Annotated in this window: 17 protein-coding genes and 1 pseudogene; 17 read left to right on the top strand and 1 reads right to left on the bottom strand. The window is 53.8% G+C overall.

The features are described 5' to 3' along the window. The 17 genes and pseudogenes from ACOYIE_RS03885 to dcd all read left to right on the top strand — a co-directional run. Positions 1 to 366: pseudogene (locus ACOYIE_RS03885) on the top strand (undecaprenyl/decaprenyl-phosphate alpha-N-acetylglucosaminyl 1-phosphate transferase); the annotation flags it as partial. Then, entirely contained in the window at positions 353 to 1501 is a 1149-nt protein-coding gene (wecB, locus tag ACOYIE_RS03880) for a non-hydrolyzing UDP-N-acetylglucosamine 2-epimerase (RefSeq protein ID WP_433410850.1), read from the top strand. The pseudogene ACOYIE_RS03885 and the gene wecB, both read left to right, overlap by 14 nt. After that, positions 1498 to 2268 carry a hypothetical protein gene (locus ACOYIE_RS03875; protein ID WP_433410849.1) on the top strand — a complete coding sequence of 257 codons (771 nt, stop codon included), beginning with the start codon at positions 1498 to 1500 and terminating at the stop codon, positions 2266 to 2268. Before wecB ends, ACOYIE_RS03875 begins: the two co-directional genes overlap by 4 nt. 1 nt (position 2269) lies before the next feature. Then, positions 2270 to 3520: an aminotransferase class I/II-fold pyridoxal phosphate-dependent enzyme gene (locus ACOYIE_RS03870; protein WP_433410848.1), complete on the top strand. Its 1251-nt coding sequence runs from the start codon at positions 2270 to 2272 to the stop codon at positions 3518 to 3520. 80 nt (positions 3521 to 3600) lie between these two features. Next, positions 3601 to 4827, top strand: coding sequence for an S-layer homology domain-containing protein (locus ACOYIE_RS03865; protein ID WP_433410847.1), 1227 nt, complete (start codon positions 3601 to 3603; stop codon positions 4825 to 4827). A 100-nt stretch (positions 4828 to 4927) separates the two neighbouring features. After that, complete coding sequence (gene ruvC, locus ACOYIE_RS03860; RefSeq protein WP_433410846.1) at positions 4928 to 5422, top strand: crossover junction endodeoxyribonuclease RuvC; 495 nt, start codon at positions 4928 to 4930, stop codon at positions 5420 to 5422. Continuing rightward, a complete protein-coding gene (gene ruvA / locus ACOYIE_RS03855; protein WP_433410845.1) occupies positions 5423 to 6037 on the top strand; it encodes a Holliday junction branch migration protein RuvA in 615 nt (204 codons plus the stop codon). A 12-nt stretch (positions 6038 to 6049) separates the two neighbouring features. Continuing rightward, on the top strand, positions 6050 to 7090 hold the full coding sequence (ruvB, locus tag ACOYIE_RS03850) for a Holliday junction branch migration DNA helicase RuvB (RefSeq protein ID WP_433410844.1): 1041 nt from the start codon (positions 6050 to 6052) through the stop codon (positions 7088 to 7090). Between the two features lie 36 nt (positions 7091 to 7126). Further along, positions 7127 to 8479 (top strand): phosphoglucosamine mutase, encoded by a 1353-nt coding sequence (gene glmM, locus ACOYIE_RS03845; RefSeq protein WP_433410843.1) that lies wholly within the window; start codon positions 7127 to 7129, stop codon positions 8477 to 8479. 315 nt (positions 8480 to 8794) lie between these two features. Continuing rightward, positions 8795 to 10639, top strand: a complete 1845-nt coding sequence (gene glmS, locus ACOYIE_RS03840) for a glutamine--fructose-6-phosphate transaminase (isomerizing) (protein ID WP_433410842.1) — start codon at positions 8795 to 8797, stop codon at positions 10637 to 10639. Positions 10640 to 10762: 123 nt separating this feature from the next. Next, positions 10763 to 11380 (top strand): sigma-70 family RNA polymerase sigma factor, encoded by a 618-nt coding sequence (locus tag ACOYIE_RS03835; protein WP_433410841.1) that lies wholly within the window; start codon positions 10763 to 10765, stop codon positions 11378 to 11380. Positions 11381 to 11455: 75 nt separating this feature from the next. Then, positions 11456 to 11734 carry a zinc-ribbon domain containing protein gene (locus tag ACOYIE_RS03830; protein WP_433410840.1) on the top strand — a complete coding sequence of 93 codons (279 nt, stop codon included), beginning with the start codon at positions 11456 to 11458 and terminating at the stop codon, positions 11732 to 11734. Positions 11735 to 11849: 115 nt separating this feature from the next. Beyond that, entirely contained in the window at positions 11850 to 12050 is a 201-nt protein-coding gene (locus ACOYIE_RS03825; protein WP_433410839.1) for a DUF1858 domain-containing protein, read from the top strand. A 62-nt stretch (positions 12051 to 12112) separates the two neighbouring features. Continuing rightward, positions 12113 to 12793 carry a tRNA (adenine(22)-N(1))-methyltransferase gene (locus tag ACOYIE_RS03820; protein ID WP_433410838.1) on the top strand — a complete coding sequence of 227 codons (681 nt, stop codon included), beginning with the start codon at positions 12113 to 12115 and terminating at the stop codon, positions 12791 to 12793. Continuing rightward, on the top strand, positions 12790 to 13566 hold the full coding sequence (locus ACOYIE_RS03815) for a Nif3-like dinuclear metal center hexameric protein (protein ID WP_433410837.1): 777 nt from the start codon (positions 12790 to 12792) through the stop codon (positions 13564 to 13566). Before ACOYIE_RS03820 ends, ACOYIE_RS03815 begins: the two co-directional genes overlap by 4 nt. Positions 13567 to 13578: 12 nt before the next feature. After that, positions 13579 to 15354 (top strand): Rqc2 family fibronectin-binding protein, encoded by a 1776-nt coding sequence (locus ACOYIE_RS03810; RefSeq protein WP_433410836.1) that lies wholly within the window; start codon positions 13579 to 13581, stop codon positions 15352 to 15354. An 11-nt stretch (positions 15355 to 15365) separates the two neighbouring features. Then, complete coding sequence (gene dcd, locus ACOYIE_RS03805) at positions 15366 to 15887, top strand: dCTP deaminase (protein WP_433410835.1); 522 nt, start codon at positions 15366 to 15368, stop codon at positions 15885 to 15887. Positions 15888 to 15937: 50 nt separating this feature from the next. On the opposite strand, the gene ACOYIE_RS03800 is transcribed toward dcd, so the two are convergent. Further along, a partial coding sequence (locus tag ACOYIE_RS03800) for an MATE family efflux transporter (RefSeq protein WP_433410834.1) occupies positions 15938 to 16754 on the bottom strand: 817 nt, incomplete at its 5' end.

The raw sequence follows: 16754 nt of genomic DNA, 5'->3' as shown, positions 1-16754 counted from the left end.
CTCGGCCTGCCGATTTTTGATACGGCAAACGCAATTATCCGCCGTGTAGCGGCGGGCCGCAGCCCGATGAGCCCCGACCGCGGACATGTTCATCATAAACTGATTGATATGGGCTTTAACCAAAAGCAGGCGGTTGCTATTTTGTATGCGATCAGCGCGACGCTGGGCCTGACTGCTGTGGTGCTGACTTCGTCCGGCGAAGTCAAGGCTATTTTCCTGCTGTTGGCCGTACTGGTGGCAATCCTGGTTGGCGCGTGCGTGATTTACGGAGCCGAGCACTGGGGAAAGCATGCCAGTGAAGCGGAGCAGGATGCGGAAAAGGCCGAGGATGAGCAAAAGGAGAAAACGGAAAATGAAGAAAATTAAGGTGATGACGGTATTCGGCACAAGACCGGAGGCCATTAAAATGGCGCCGCTGGTGCATGCGCTTGCGCAGAACGAAATGACCGAGCCGATTGTCTGCGTAACTGCGCAGCATAGGGAAATGCTCGATCAGGTGCTGGATATCTTTCATATTAAACCGGATTATGACCTGAATATCATGCAGCCGCGGCAGACGCTGGCGCTGATTACGGAAAAAAGCCTGCACGGCCTGGACGAAGTGCTGGAACAGGCGCAGCCGGATATTGTGCTGGTGCATGGCGATACGTCGACAACGTTTGCCGGCGCGCTGGCAGCGTTTTATCACAAGGTTCCTGTTGGACATGTGGAAGCGGGCCTGCGCACATTTGACAAGTACTCGCCCTTCCCTGAAGAAATCAACCGCAAGCTGACCGGCCAGATTGCGACGCTGCACTTTGCGCCGACCCCGCGGAATAGAGATAATCTGGCAAGGGAAGGTATTACGGAGGGCGTCAGCATTGTTGGCAACACCGTTGTGGATGCGATTCACATGACTGTTCGCGAGGACTTTACCTTCCGCGATGAGCAGCTGAAAAAACTGGATTTTGAGAAGAACCGCGTTGTGCTGGTTACCGCGCACCGGCGTGAAAATTACGGTGAACCGCTGGAGAATATTTGCAGAGCGATTGCGGAACTGAGCGCAGCTTATCCGGACGTGCATTTTGTTTATCCGGTGCATTTGAGTCCGTATGTGCGGGAAACTGCGGAAAAATTCCTGGGCGGAAATGAGCGGATTCATCTGATTCACCCGCTTGCGGTGGATGAGATGCACAACCTGATGGCACGGTGCTATCTGATTATGACCGACTCGGGCGGATTGCAGGAGGAAGCCCCCAGCCTTGGTAAGCCTGTGCTGGTGCTGCGCAGAGAGACGGAGCGTCCCGAAGCGATTGAGGCGGGCACGGTTAAGCTGGCAGGCGTAGAACAGCAGAACATTGTGCGGATGGCGCGTGAGCTGTTTGATGACCCGTCGGCCTATACAGCGATGGCGCATGCTGTTAACCCCTATGGAGATGGCAAGACCTCTGCGCGTATTGTGCAGGAAATTGCGCATTATTTTGGCCGGTGCGCGGATGGTCCTGCACCGTTTGCACCGTGAAACCGCGGCATAAGTTTTCCGCACCGCAGCTGGCGGCCATAGGCGCCGGTGTGCTGGTAGTACTGCTGTTTGTCAGTTTTGCAATATCCGCAGGGGTGCTGCGTGAGCGGGATACCGGTATTATTCTGCCGGATGGGACGGAAAACGCGCCCGTCATCAGCGATGGCAGCCAGTGGCTGACGGCGCAGAGCGTGGCCGATGTGGAAATTGGGACGGACAATGCGCTCAAGGTCATTGCTTCGCTGCGGAGACCGACAGAATATAGCTGTAAAATTGAAAATACGCTGTATTATAGCGGAAAATCTTCGGTTTTGACATGCCGGCAATATGTGCGGGGCGGCGCAGTGCGTACGGATTCCGTCAATGCGGCCGGCACGGTGCAAAGCGCATTGCTGCGAACAGGCGATGTTATTTATGCCTGGAATGCCGGAGAAACGGCGGCATATGAAGGGAAAACGGGAAGTTTTACCGACGATATGGCTGCGATGCTGCCTACTTATGAGGATGTGCTGCGTGACGGAATCGTTCTGACAGAGGCCGGAAGGCAGGATGTGGATTTTGAGCCGTGTATCCGTGTAACATTTGAGCAGGGAGAATATCGCTGTGTGTATTATATATCTGCTGTTACAGGGTTGCTGAAAACCGCTTCCTTTTACAGCGGAGACGTATTGGCCCGTCAGGTCACCGTCAGAGAATTGGAAAATGAGGCGCCCGATGAAGCATGGTTTGTGCTGCCGGATGGGCGATCTGTCTTGGGAGAAGAATGATATGCCAGAAAACTTAAAAATATCTGAGGAAATTCGCGCGCTCGGCCGTGAGGCTGAGCGCGAAATTATGCCGTACTTTGCGCGCATTGAAGAAATTTGCGATCGCAATACCGAAAAAGTGCTTGCGGCATTTGGGAAAAATCGCGTGTCGGACAACTTTTTTGCCGGAACAACGGGCTATGGATACGATGATTTTGGGCGGGATGCGCTTGATCGTATTTATGCCGATATTTTCGGTACGGAAGCGGCGCTTGTACGCATTGGATTTGTCAACGGTACGCATGCACTGTCCTGCGCCATGTTTTCGGCAGTGAAGACGGGGGATACCGTGCTGTCTGTGACTGGCCCAGCCTATGATACGCTGCAAAATACAATTACGGGCGATTACTGCGGCAGTATGAAACAGTACGGCATCGGCTATAAACAGGTGGATTTGCAAAACGGCAGACCGGATTTGCCTGCCATTGCAGAGGCCGCCAAAGACCCGAAGATTAAGCTGGTGTTCATTCAGCGCAGCAGAGGGTATGCAGTGCGCGAAACGCTGTCCTGTGCAGAGATTGGTAAAATATGCGAAACGGTGCATGCGGTGAACCCGGGCGCCGCAGTGATGGTAGATAATTGCTACGGCGAGTTTACCGAAGAAATCGAACCGACGCAGGTGGGCGCGGATTTGATTGCAGGTTCGCTTATCAAAAACCCGGGCGGCGGACTTGCCCCGACCGGCGGCTATATTGCAGGCAGAGCCGATCTGGTGGAGAATGCGTCCTACAAGCTGACTGCGCCGGGCATCGGCGGCGAGTGCGGCTGCACGATGGGGCAGAACCGGCTGCTGTATCAGGGGTTGTTTTTGGCGCCGCATACCACGGCGCAGGCGCTCAAAACCGCCATTTTCTGTGCGAAAGTGATGGAAAAACTCGGCTATGAGGTCAGCCCAAAGGCAGAGGAGCCGCGGTATGATATCATTCAGACCATTGCGTTTGGCGCTCCTGACCCGCTGCGCCGTTTCTGTGAGGGGATTCAGGCCGGTGCGCCGGTGGACTCCTTTGTTACGCCCGAACCATGGGCAATGCCCGGTTATGACGATCCTGTTATCATGGCTGCCGGCGCGTTTATACAGGGCGCCTCGATTGAGCTTTCGGCCGATGCGCCGATGCGCGAGCCGTATGTGTGCTATATGCAGGGCGGCCTGACGTACTCTTCGGGTAAAATGGGCATTCTGCTTGCGGCAGAACGGATTAAAAATACAAACTGACGAAAGCGGCGAACCTGTTTACGTTCGCCGCTTTTCATGTTATACTGAAATCAATAACAGACAGAAGGAGGCATGGCGGTATGAAAAAATGTATCAGTATGTTGGTTTGCCTGGCGCTTGGCACGGTAATGGCAGGCGCTGCTTTTCAGGATGTACCACAAACGCATTGGGCACAGCCGTATGTTGAGAAAATGGCGCAGGAAAAAGTGTTTGAAGGTGAACCGGACGGCTCCTTCCGACCGGAAGATGCCCTGACGCGGTCACAGGCGCTTGCGCTGCTGGCGCGGGCGGGCGGCTGGAAGCTGCCGGAACGGGCGCAGGGAGCGGCCTGGTGGCAGCCATATTATCAGATTGCGCGGGAAAATGACCTGCTGCTGGACGGCGAATGGCGGCCTGACGAAGCGGTGATGGATGCCGCCATGCCGCGGCGCGAACTGGCGCGGCTGCTCTCTCGCACAGAGAAAGCGGCGGGTCACAGCGTATTTGCCTTTTCGGATATTTCACATGTGACCGAGGATGACCAGTGGGCCATCTGTATGTGCGCGGGACTGGGGCTGATGAACGGCTATCCGGACGGGACCTTTCGCCCTGATGGAGCCCTGACGCGCGCAGAGGCTGCTGTGGTAATGACGCGCCTGACCGCGATGGATGCACTGCCGGAAGGCGCGGAACCCTATTACTGCACGGGCAGGGGCTGGATTGCGCAGAAGACAGATTGGAAGGGCGCGGAGATTTATTATGTAGACGCAGTCGGTGGAGAAGTGCTTGACCATTATACGGTTCCAATGGATATGCAGGTGTCGGAGTCGGACTATGCGCCCTATTATCACGCGATGGCGCTGACGGGCCACAACGGTACTTATTTCTGGGGCGAATCTGGATTTTACATGCAGGAGGGCGGACGGCTGAAGCAGCTGACCGGACGGCCTGTGACAGACTATGCCCGTGATACGGTGACAGGGGCGCTTTATGTTGTAACGCATGATGCAGGTGTGCGCATTCGGGTGCATGAGCAGGATCATTATGGCGACCAGATAGCAAGGGTTAGCGAGGACGGTTCGCTTGATGTGATGCTGGACAGCAAGCTTTATGCATTCTGCATCAGCGATTTGCCCAAGGCAGAAAATGGTGTGGTGCAGTTCCGTACTGCTGGCAGAGAAGGCATGACGGGCACCTATTACAACGAGTTTGAACTGATAAACGGCAAGGTGCGCGTTGTGGATATGAGTTGGCTGTTTTTTGATGAAGAAAGCGAACGTTTGCTGCAGGAAGAACTGGACCGTCTTGGCATTGGGGTTGGCGCATAGGAAAAAGGGCGGCATAGCCGCTCTTTTTTTTGCACGGATATTGCGCAAAAACCGTATTTATGGTATAATACATCGGTTAATGAACTGGGGTTGTACAGATATGACGATTCTTGGAATTGACCCGGGCTACGGCACCATTGGCTATGGCGTCGTCCGCTATGAGAAATTTAAATTTACACCGGTGCAGTATGGCGCGGTAAAAACAGCGCCGGGCCAGCCGATGCATTTGCGGCTGTGCGAGATATATGAGGATATCGGTACGCTGGTGGATACGTTTCATCCGGATGAGGTTGCGATAGAGGAACTGTTCTTCTCCAAAAATGTCACAACGGGCATTCAGGTGGCGCAGGCACGGGGCGTGATTTTGCTGGCCCTGGCGCAGAAGGGGCTGCATCCGGTATCCTATACCCCAAATCAGGTAAAAATGGCTGTTGTAGGATATGGCAGCGCGGAAAAACAGCAGATGATGGAAATGACGAAAAGCATTCTGCATCTTACCAAGCTGCCGCGGCCGGATGACGCAGCGGATGCGTTGGCTCTGGCGATCTGCCATGGACATTCCAGGCAGGCAATGCGATATGAGGGCTTATTGTAAATGTTTTATTATGTAGAAGGAACGGTTGCCCTGCTGCGGCAGGGAATGGCCGTCATTGATTGCGGGGGCGTAGGATATGCATGCCATGCCTCACAGAATACGATTGGAAAACTGAAAGTTGGCACCCGTGCGCGGCTGATGACATATTTAAACGTGCGTGAGGGTATTTTTGAACTATACGGATTTATTGATGAAGAGGAGCTTTCCTGTTTTGAAATGCTGACCGGCGTTTCTGGCGTGGGACCGAAGGCGGCGCTGTCCATTCTTTCTGTCGCTCCGCCAGACCGGCTGGCGCTTTCTATCATCACGGGCGATGTGAAAATGCTAACGCAGGCGCCTGGAGTCGGCAAAAAAATTGCGCAGCGCATTGTTCTGGAGCTGCAGGACAAGATGAGTAAGGAACAGCTGGAGACCGTTTCGGGCGGCGTTTCTGCAACTGTGGCTGCCGCCGCAGCAAATGGCGGGGTCAACCACACGCAGGAGGCGGTTGCAGCGCTGATGGTGCTGGGATACAGCCAGGCAGAAGCGCTGCATGCGATGGAAGGACTGGACGCCGCGCACATGGAGGCAGAGGAAATCATCCGTCAGTGCTTGAAGAAGCTGATGAAGCAGTAAGGGAGTGTACGCTTGAGTATTGAATTCTCCGGCGGTATGGCCGATGACGAGCGCATTGTTTCGACCCGCCAGCTGAGCGAGGATGAAACGGAAAATTCGCTTCGTCCTAAGACGATGGGGGATTACATCGGTCAGGTAAAGGCCAAGGAAAACCTCAGCGTGTATATTGAAGCCGCAAAGATGCGTGGAGAGCCGTTGGATCATACGCTGCTGTATGGACCGCCTGGACTTGGCAAAACAACGCTGGCGGGCATTATTGCGAACGAAATGGGCGTCAATATCCGCGTAACAAGCGGTCCCGCGATTGAAAAAGCGGGAGATTTGGCGGCGTTATTGACAAACCTTTCAGAAAATGATATTTTGTTTATCGACGAAATTCATCGACTGGATCGTTCGGTGGAGGAAATTCTTTATCCGGCGATGGAAGATTACGCGCTGGATATTATCATCGGCAAGGGCCCTTCGGCGCGTTCGATTCGTTTGGATTTGCCGCGTTTTACATTGATTGGCGCGACCACGCGGGCGGGGCAGATGACAAGCCCGCTGCGTGACCGTTTTGGCGTGATGCTGCGTCTGGAGCTGTACTCGCCCGAAGAACTGTGCGATATTGTCACCCGTTCGGCGGCAATTTTAAACGTGCCCTGCAAGCAGGAAGGCGCGATGGAGATTGCGCGGCGTAGCCGCGGTACGCCCCGCATTGCCAACCGGCTGCTGCGGCGCGTCCGTGATTTTGCGCAGGTGCGCGGCAGCGGAACGATTGATAAAAAGAGCGCAGGGATGGCGCTCAAGGCGTTGGAGATTGACGAGCTCGGACTGGATAATGTTGACCGGCGGATGCTGAAAAGCATTATACTGAATTATGGCGGGGGACCGGTTGGACTGGAAACCCTTGCGGCGACGATTGGCGAAGAAGCCATTACGCTGGAAGATGTATATGAGCCGTATCTGATGCAGATCGGCTTTTTGAGCCGGACGCCGCGCGGGCGATGCGTAACCGTACAGGCGTACCGCCATTTGGATATGGAGCCATCAGACGGGCAGCAAATGCTGTAAGGCTGCCGTTTAAAATAAGAAAGTCAGGTGTTTATATTGGGTAGATATTTTGGAACAGACGGTGTTCGCGGCGTAGCGAATTCGGAACTGGATGCGCTGCTGGCGTTTAAAATCGGCGCGGCGGCAGCCTATGAGCTGACGCAGGAATCGGCGCAGAACAGAAAGGCCAAACTGCTGATTGGCAAGGATACGCGCATCTCTTCGGATATGCTGGAAAATGCGCTGGTTGCAGGCATTTGCTCGGTGGGAGCGGATGTGGAACTGCTGGGCGTGATTCCCACGCCTGCGGTAGCATTTTTGACGATCAAGCACAAGGCGGACGCCGGTATTGTCATTTCGGCCAGCCATAATTCGTTTGAATATAACGGCATTAAGATTTTTGCCGGCAACGGATATAAACTGCCCGATGAGACTGAGGCCAAGATTGAAGACCTGATTGATAATTTTGAGTCTATTCCCAAGGTAACGCATGAAAAACTTGGCCGTGTGATTGGCAGTGAGATTGATCCGGTTGTGGAATATACCGACCATCTGGCGGAAACCATACAGAGCGATCTGTCCGGTCTGCGCGTAGCGGTGGACTGCGCCAACGGTGCGTCTTCGACGACGATCCGGCGTTTGATGCGCCTAGTGGAGTGCAAGGCGGAAATCCGGTACAATGAGCCCGACGGCGTGAATATTAATGATGGATGCGGTTCTACCCATCTGGACAAACTGAAGGAGCGCGTTAAAAACGGCGAGTTTGATTTGGGTGTGGCGTTTGACGGCGATGCCGACCGCTGCCTGATTGTGGATGAAACCGGCGAAGAGCTTGATGGAGACCGTATTATGGCAGTGTGTGCTGCGCACATGAAAAAGCAGGGGAAACTGCGCGGCGGCGCATTTGTAGCTACGGTGCTGTCCAACATGGGACTGCATGCCTATGCGGAAAAGAACGGCATGCGAATCGAAACCTCTAACGTAGGCGATCGTTATGTGCTGGAAATGATGCTGCAAAAGGGCTATATTCTGGGCGGAGAGCAGTCTGGACATGTGATCTTCCTTGAGTATGCGTCTACGGGCGACGGCGAGCTGACTGCGCTGCAGTTTATGTCCATTCTGAAGGAGAGCGGAAGAAAATGCTCGGAGATTGCGGCAGAGGTTGTGCCGTGGCCGCAGCTTATGGTAAACGTTAAGGTGCCGAATGATAAAAAGGCAACGTTGCAGGAGCTGCCGGAAATCAAGGCTGCTATTGCCGCTGCAAGCGAAGAGCTGGGTGAAAACGGCCGCATTTTGGTGCGTCCCTCCGGCACAGAGGCGCTGGTGCGCGTAATGGTCGAAGGCAGGGACAGCGTGCAGGTGGAGACTTTGACAAAAAAGGTTGCCAAAGTGATTGAATCTGTCGTATAATAAAAAACGCAAGCGGGGGGTGGATGTGGTTTTCGCATCCACCCCGTTTTTTACCTGTTTAAGGAGGTGAGAAAAGAAGAACAATTGCATCATGGTAAAGCGCCAGAACTGCGATGCAGCCGGTACCGCAGTTGACGAGGGAAGGGTTAATCGAAATTTCGGCGGGTGCCCTTCGGCCACGAGTGAGTTGGTCGTAAGCAGGCTGTTAAACCACGCGGGCGACTGCGTGAACAAAGCAGCGATGCATAACCCACTATTTTTATACCCAAATTTAGAAGGTTACCATTTTTGTAGTATTTTGGAGGAATATATTTTATGTGCGGAATTGTCGGATTTACAGGGCACGAAAATGCGCTGCCCATTTTGATAAAGGGACTATATAGCCTGGAGTATCGCGGATATGACTCGGCAGGTGTGGCGGCTTTTACGGAGCGCGGCCTGCATGTAGTCAAGGCGCAGGGGAGGATTGCAAATCTGGAAGAAAAAATTCGGGAAGAGGGAGATTTGAGCTGTACCTGCGGCATCGGCCACACACGCTGGGCAACACATGGCGAGCCTTCTGACCGAAATTCACATCCGCATCTTGGCGGCAAGGATGGCAGCGGCAAAGTTGCAGTGGTGCATAATGGAATTATTGAAAATTATAAAGAGCTGCGCGAGCGGCTGGAGGCGCACGGCTATATCTTTCAGTCTGAAACGGATACGGAAACGGTGGCGCATTTGGTGGACTATCTGCATACCGGCAAGCAGGAAGACCTTGCGCAGACTGTGCTGGCCGCGGTGCAGCGTATTCGCGGCTCCTATGCTTTGGGCGTCGTATCCATGGATAATCCGGAAGAAATTGTAGCGGCGCGGCGGGATAACCCGCTGGTTATCGGTCTTGGCGAGGGCGAGAATATGATTGCCTCGGATATCACCGCTATTATTGAGCGAACCAAGCGGTATATCATCCTGGATGATAACGAGGTTGCGGTTGTCCGGCCGGACAGTGTCGTTGTAATGAACGAGTTCGGCGATGTGGTGGAAAAACCGGTTCAGACGGTCACCTGGGACCTGTCCGCTGCTGAAAAGGGCGGTTATCAGCACTTCATGCTCAAGGAAATTATGGAGCAGCCCAAGGCTGTGGGCGATACGGTAAAGCCGCGCATTCAGAATGACGCGGTGCTGTTTGAAGAAAACGGTCTGACGGACGAAAGACTGCGGGACATTGAAAATATTCATATTGTCGGGTGCGGCTCGGCGCTGCATGCAGGTATGGTGGGCAAGCGGGTGATTGAAAGCATGTGCCGGATCCGCTGCACGGCTGAAGTTGCAAGCGAATTCCGGTATGAAAATCCGATTATCGGCAAGAAGGACCTGTGCATCGTCATCAGTCAGTCGGGCGAGACTGCCGATACGCTGGCAGCCATGCGGCTGGCCAAGCAGGCGGGCGCATTCAGCATTGCGATTGTAAACGTGGTATCCTCTACGATTGCGCGCGAAGCGGATGGAGTTCTGTATACCTGGGCGGGGCCGGAGATTTCTGTGGCCACCACCAAAGCGTATTCTGCGCAGCTTTCCGCGCTTTATCTGATTGCGGTTAAGATTGCGCGTGTGCGCGGACTGATTTCTATCGGGGATGAGCGTGCGCTCTGCGCAGAACTCAGACGTCTGCCGTCCTGCATTGAAAAGGCGCTGGAATGCGAACAGGATATGCAGCGCATCGCCACCCGCTATGCCAACCGGCCGAGCGTATTTTTCCTTGGCAGGGGACTGGACTATGCGGCTGCGCTGGAGGCGTCGCTCAAGCTGAAGGAAATCAGCTATATCCATTCGGAGGCCTATGCAGCGGGAGAACTCAAGCACGGTACAATTTCCCTGATTGAAGAGGGAACGTTGGTGGTTGCGCTGGCAACGCAGCCTGCGCTGTTTGAAAAGACGGTATCCAATATTCGGGAGGTTGTCTCGCGCGGCGCGGTGGTTTTGCTGGTTACAACGGATGATTTTACGGGGGATGAATCGGTTTGCCAGCATATTGTGCGCCTGCCAAAGTGCTTGTATGAATTTTCTGCGTCGCTTTCGATTATTCCGATGCAGCTTTTGGCATACTATATTGCGGTGGAACGCAACTGCGATGTTGATAAGCCGCGTAATCTTGCCAAGTCGGTTACGGTGGAATAAAATCAGAAACGGTTGAATTGTGTAATCGGTACAAAAAAATCAGGGGAATTTTGGCGTGAAAATAGTAAATTTCACAAAAGATTCTTGACAAGTTGCAAATTTTCACATATAATAATCCTTGACATGAGAAATGGTAATGAAAAAAGACCGGTTTGCACGCCATCCGATGAGCAACTGTGCCTGCTGGCGCAGCTTGGCGATGGCGATGCGGCTGAGGTTTTGGTGAAAAGGTATGCTCGGCTGGTAAAAACCTGCGCACGTCCGTATTTTTTGCTTGGTGCAGATACGGAAGACCTGCTGCAGGAAGGAATGCTTGGACTGATGAAAGCAGTTCGGGAGTTTGACCAGACCAGGGGCGCACCGTTTCAGGCATTTGCGCGGTTATGCGTAACGCGCAGAATTTATTCCGCTGTGCGTGCTGCGGCGTCAAGCAGGCACGCGCCGCTAAACCAGTCTCTGTCAATCGATCGACCTCTGTTTGAAGACCTTGCGGAATCGCGCACCCGGGTTACTGCTCCGATGAGCGACCCTGAAACGCTGGTGATTGGCAATGAGGAACGTGAAGAGCTGATAAAACAGCTCTACGCGCTTCTGTCTGAATTCGAGGCAAAGGTTTTAAGCCTGTTTCTGGACGGCGTTTCTTATGAGGAAATGTCCGAGACGCTGCATAAACCGATCAAGTCCGTGGATAATGCCATCCAGCGCATCAAGCGAAAATCGGCAGCCATCAAACCCCAATAGGCGAATGCAGGCGAATGGGCCTGTACGCATAAATCAAGGTTCCCGAGGGAACGGTATCAAAGAGAGGTAAAAACCATGTACGAAGACAAGATTTTAAAGTGCAAGGAATGCGGTCAGGAATTTGTTTTCACTGCTGGCGAGCAGGCTTTCTATGCGGAGCGCGGCTTCCAGAATGAACCCCAGCGCTGCAAGTCCTGCCGCGATGCCCGCAAGAATGCGGCTCGTGGCCCGCGTGAATATTTCACCGCTACCTGCGCTGCGTGCGGCGGCGAGGCGAAGGTTCCGTTTGAGCCCAAGTCTGACCGTCCGGTATATTGCAGCGAATGCTTCGCTAAGATGCGTGAGCAGGGCTGATTTTGCGCCGATAAAATGTCCGGCAGAGATTTCTGCCGGACATTTTTACATTTATAATTGAAATGTGTCCGTTTTTGCGGTATACTAAAAGCAATAAATAAACAGGAGGTCCGTCATGGCGGCAATTACGAAAAAGACCACGATTGGCGAGGTTCTCAATCTCAATCTGGATACGGCAAGATTTTTTATGGAGATTGGTATGCACTGCCTCGGCTGCCCCGCTTCTCAGGGTGAAAGCATTGAAGAAGCCTGCATGGTGCATGGCACTGATGCGGACGAGCTGGTTGCCAGGCTGAACGCTTTTCTGGGCGAGTAAGAACAGGAGATGGAGCCGGTAAACAAACCGGCTCTGTTTTTTTTGGAGAAATCATGGAGAGTATGAGATTAACGCCGCGGCTGCAAACGCTGGCCGCGCTTGTGCCGCAGGGCGCACGTCTGGCGGATATCGGCACGGATCACGGGAAATTGCCGATTTCTTTGCTGCAGGAAAACAGCATTTCATGTGCAATCGGTTCGGATATCGGCGAGGGTCCGCTGGCGCATGCGCGCCGGAATGCACAGGAGCACGGGGTTTCCATAACGCTGCATCTGGCGCCTGGCCTGCAGGCAGTGCATCCGGAAGATTGCGATACGGTGAGCATCGCCGGTATGGGCGGACAGACGATTGCAGAAATACTGGCTGAGGCGCCGTGGACGGCGGAAGGCCGGCATCTGCTTCTTTTGCAGCCCATGACAATGGTATATGAGCTGCGGCAGTGGCTTTGGGCGAATGGATACGAAATTGCGCGGGAAACGCTGTGCAGGGAAGACCGCCGGTGGTATGTTGTGTTGTCCGCCCGAGGCGGCGCAGTGCGGCAGGAGAAAACCCGGGCGGCATGCGCCGTATCGCCCGCACTGCTGCGGGAGGATGGTGCGGCAGAATACTTGCAGCACTTGCTGCGGCGGGAGAGCCGTGCGCTGCATGGCATGAAACAGAGCAGCGCAGTGCAGCAAACGCAGCTTACAGAACAGCGGGATGTTATAGGGGTTTTGCAGCAGGCATTGGAGGGGTTAAAATGACGACAGTGCAGGATATTTTATGTTTTTTGGAGCAGATGGTTCCCTCAGCGCTGGCAGAGAGTTGGGATAATGTCGGTCTGCTGGCAGGCGAACGTGCGCAAAAAGTAGACAAGGTTTTGTGTGCGCTGGACATCACGGAGCAGGTTGTGGCAGAGGCGGCCGAATGCGGCGCGCAGGTGGTGGTGGCGCACCATCCGGTGATTTTCACCTCGGTCAGCCGCGTGACGGCGGATACGGCAACCGGCCGCACACTGTTGGCGGCGATTCGGCACGGCATTTCCCTGATTTGCATGCACACGAATGCGGACTGCGCGCAGGGCGGCGTGAACGATGCGCTGGCCGCAGCGCTGGGACTGAGCGAAGTGCGCAGCATGGAAGCCGGAGAAAACGGTATGCTGGGCCGTGTGGGGGAACTGCCGCATGCAATGCAGCCGCGGGCGTTTGCCATGTATGTCAAGGAGCGTCTCGCAGCCGGCGGCGTGCGTTTTTGCGATGGCGGGCAGAGTATTCATCGGGTTGCGGTTGGCGGCGGCGCCTGCGGTAAGATGATGGATGCAGCAGTTGCCAAGGGCGCGCAGGCATTTGTTATTGGGGATTGCAGCTATGATTTGATGCAGCGCGCGCAGACGTTGGGGCTGACCTTGGTGGATGCCGGACATTTTCCGACGGAAAATCCGATGACGGCCGTGTTTGCACGGCAGATTGCAGACGCGTTCCCGCAGCTTGCGGTGTCTGCCTCCGTGCGGCACAGGGATTGTATAGAATTTGTATAAGGAAGAACGAATATGCCTTTAGATGCAATCTGCCTTGCGGCAGTAACGGATGAACTGAATCATGCGCTGGCGGGCAGCCGCGTGGAAAAGGTATATCAGCCTGACCGCGATGAAATCGTACTGCAAACACGCGGCCAGGGCGGTGCGCGCCGGCTGCTGATTTCCATAGCCGCGGGTGCGCCGCGGGTGCATTTTATTGATGCGGCGCGGGAAAATCCGGCAGCGCCTCCGATGTTCTGCATGCTGCTGCGCAAGCATGTGCAGGGGGCGAAGATCGCGGCGGTTGTGCAGCCCTCTGTTGAGCGTATGCTGACGATTGAGCTGGATACTGCGGACGAAATGGGTGTGCCCTGCCAGAAAAAGTTGATATGCGAGCTGATGGGACGGCACTCGAACGTTATTTTGTGCAGCGAGGGCGGACATATTATTGACGCATTGCGCCGTGTGGACGGCGATCTGTCCGGCAAACGGCAGGTACTGCCCGGGCTTTTCTATCGGATGCCGCCTGCGCAGGATAAGCATGACCCGTTTCAGGTTTCGGGAGCAGGACTGGCTGCTGCGCTTCATACAGCGGATGAAGCGCAGACATTGGACCGGTTCCTGCTCAGCCGGCTGCTGGGATTTTCGCCGCTACTGTGCAGGGAGCTGTCTTTCCGCGCGACGGGAGACGCCGCCATGCCGGTTGGTCGGATGACGGCAGAGCAAATGCACAGGTTGGGGCAAGTGTATGATGATTTTCGCTCTTTTGTGGAGAACAGGAAATGGCAGCCCTTTTTGCTGACCAGAAATGAAGACGGCGCAGTTTTTGATTTTTCTTTTTTGCCGGTCACACAGTATGAAGGATTGATGACGCTTTCGCAGACGGGGAGCTTTTCTGAGCTTTTGGCTGTTTTTTTTGAGAAAAAGGGAAAAGTCGAGCGTATGGCACGCCGTTCGGCAGACCTGCATAAAACAGTTGTCAATGCACGGGACCGCCTGGCTCGTAAACTGGCGGTTCAGCAAAAGGAGCTGGACGCGACCCGCAACCGCGAGCAATACAAGCGCACGGGAGAACTGATCACAGCTAATCTGTATCAGCTGGAAAAAGGAATGAACAAGGCGCTGGTTATTGACTATTATGATGATTCCTGCCCTGAGGTGGAAATTACGCTTGATGTGCGACTGACGCCGCAGCAAAATGCGCAGCAATATTTTAAACGATACAGCAAAGCCAAAACGGCGGAAGAAGTGCTTACACAGCAGCTGCAGCAGGGCAGAAATGATTTGGAATATCTGGAAAGCGTGCTGGAAGCGATAAGCGAGGCGGAAGGGGAACGCGACCTTGCGCAGCTGCGCGAAGAACTGGTGCAGACAGGCGTACTGTCCGATAAGCAGAAGCGAGGGAGCAGAGGGCGTGCCAGACCTGCGCCCGCAAAACCGTTTCACTATCGGACAAGCGACGGGTTTGATGTTTTTGCGGGTAAAAACAATTTGCAGAACGATCTGTTGACATTGAAAACGGCTTTTAAGAGCGATATCTGGTTCCATACGCAGAAAATTCATGGTTCGCATGTGATTTTGGTGACGGATGGAAAAGAACCAACGAATACAGCGATGACAGAAGCGGCTATGATTGCGGCGTATCATTCCAGAGCCCGCAATTCCTCGATGGTGCCGGTGGACTATACACAGGTGCGGCAGGTAAAGAAACCTGCTGGCGCAAAGCCGGGCATGGTGATTTATCATGTTTATCAAACGGCATATGTGACGCCGGACGAGGCCGTTATAGAAAAAATGCGTGTGGAGTGAGGGAATACAGCATGATTTTATCAGGAAAGGAAATTCTGAAGCATATCGGGAAGGAAATTATCATCGAGCCGTTCGATGCAAAACGAATCAACCCGAACAGCTACAATCTTTCACTGGCGAATGAACTGCTGGTGTATGACAATCCGGTGCTGGACATGAAAACGCCGAATCCGGCCTCCCGTATTGAAATACCGGAGGAAGGGCTGCTGCTGGAGCCAAACCGGCTGTATTTGGGCCGTACCAACGAGTACACAGCGACAGACCGCTATATCCCCATGCTGGAGGGACGGTCGTCCACCGGACGGCTGGGACTGTTCATTCATGTCACAGCAGGTTTTGGAGATGTCGGATTTAAAGGGTACTGGACGCTCGAAATCTTCTGTGTTCAGCCCATTCGCATCTATCCGAACGTGGAAATCTGTCAGATCTATTACCATGATATTGATGGGGAATACGAGCCATATTCCAGCGGTAAATATCAAAACAATACCGGCATTCAGCCCAGTTTGCTGTATCGCGATTTTGAAAAATAAAAAAAGCCATTCTGTACCCCTCGTTTTGAAAGGGTGCAGAATGGCTTTTATTAATACAGAAATTTCTTTTGCTTTTTTACAAGGAACACAGCGGTTACAATACATGCCATGACCTCTGCAAAAATGGTGGAATACCAGATGCCGTCAATCCCCCAGAGAAGCGGCAGCAGCAGAACGGCTGCAACCTGAAATACAAGTGTGCGCAAAAAGGAAATCAGCGCAGAGGTCAGCCCGTCGTTCAGTGCGGTGAAAAAGGAAGAACCAAAAATGGCAAAGCCCACGAACAGGAAAGTGAACGAAAAGATGGCAAAGGCACGGAGCGTAATTTGCATCAAGCCATCATCATAGCCAACAAATATATAGGAAAGCGGATAGGCGCAAAGCTCGCCCAGAAGCAGCATACACACCGATGTCACCCCGATAATCAGCAGGCTTTTGCGCAGCAGACTGTGCAGTTCAGCGTGATTTTGCGCGCCGTAATGATAGCTGATAACGGGCGCGGTGCCGATGGAATAGCCGATAAAAGCCGCAAGGAAAATCAGGTTTACATACATCAGTACGCCGTAGGCGGCAACGCCGTCTTCTCCGGAAAAGCGGATGAGCTGGATGTTGTACAGCATGCTGACAAGCGACATGGAAATATTGGTCATCAGTTCGGAAGAACCGTTTGTACAGGCACGGATAAGCGCGTGACGGTCAAACTGCCATCCGGTTAAGCGGAGCAGACTGCTGTTGGGTTTGGCAAAATAGATAAGCGGACCCAAGCCGCCCACAAGCTGACTGAGCGCGGTGGCAGCTGCCGCCCCGACCAAACCCCATTGAAAAACCGCTACAAACAGGGCATCCAGTATGGCGTTAGTCAATCCT

This window comes from Agathobaculum sp. (assembly GCF_050946325.1).
Classification (GTDB): Bacteria; Bacillota; Clostridia; order Oscillospirales; family Butyricicoccaceae; genus Agathobaculum.
This window is presented reverse-complemented; position numbering and strand designations above follow the sequence as displayed.

Coding starts and splice junctions, on each gene's coding strand:
- wecB (WP_433410850.1), top strand. CDS start 353: ATGAAGAAAATTAAGGTGATGACGGTATTCGGCACAAGACCGGAGGCC.
- ACOYIE_RS03825 (WP_433410839.1), top strand. CDS start 11,850: ATGGCGGCAATTACGAAAAAGACCACGATTGGCGAGGTTCTCAATCTC.
- dcd (WP_433410835.1), top strand. CDS start 15,366: ATGATTTTATCAGGAAAGGAAATTCTGAAGCATATCGGGAAGGAAATT.
- ACOYIE_RS03865 (WP_433410847.1), top strand. CDS start 3,601: ATGAAAAAATGTATCAGTATGTTGGTTTGCCTGGCGCTTGGCACGGTA.
- ACOYIE_RS03810 (WP_433410836.1), top strand. CDS start 13,579: ATGCCTTTAGATGCAATCTGCCTTGCGGCAGTAACGGATGAACTGAAT.
- ACOYIE_RS03820 (WP_433410838.1), top strand. CDS start 12,113: ATGAGATTAACGCCGCGGCTGCAAACGCTGGCCGCGCTTGTGCCGCAG.
- ruvC (WP_433410846.1), top strand. CDS start 4,928: ATGACGATTCTTGGAATTGACCCGGGCTACGGCACCATTGGCTATGGC.
- ACOYIE_RS03815 (WP_433410837.1), top strand. CDS start 12,790: ATGACGACAGTGCAGGATATTTTATGTTTTTTGGAGCAGATGGTTCCC.
- ACOYIE_RS03835 (WP_433410841.1), top strand. CDS start 10,763: ATGAGAAATGGTAATGAAAAAAGACCGGTTTGCACGCCATCCGATGAG.
- glmS (WP_433410842.1), top strand. CDS start 8,795: ATGTGCGGAATTGTCGGATTTACAGGGCACGAAAATGCGCTGCCCATT.
- ruvA (WP_433410845.1), top strand. CDS start 5,423: ATGTTTTATTATGTAGAAGGAACGGTTGCCCTGCTGCGGCAGGGAATG.
- ACOYIE_RS03870 (WP_433410848.1), top strand. CDS start 2,270: ATGCCAGAAAACTTAAAAATATCTGAGGAAATTCGCGCGCTCGGCCGT.
- ACOYIE_RS03830 (WP_433410840.1), top strand. CDS start 11,456: ATGTACGAAGACAAGATTTTAAAGTGCAAGGAATGCGGTCAGGAATTT.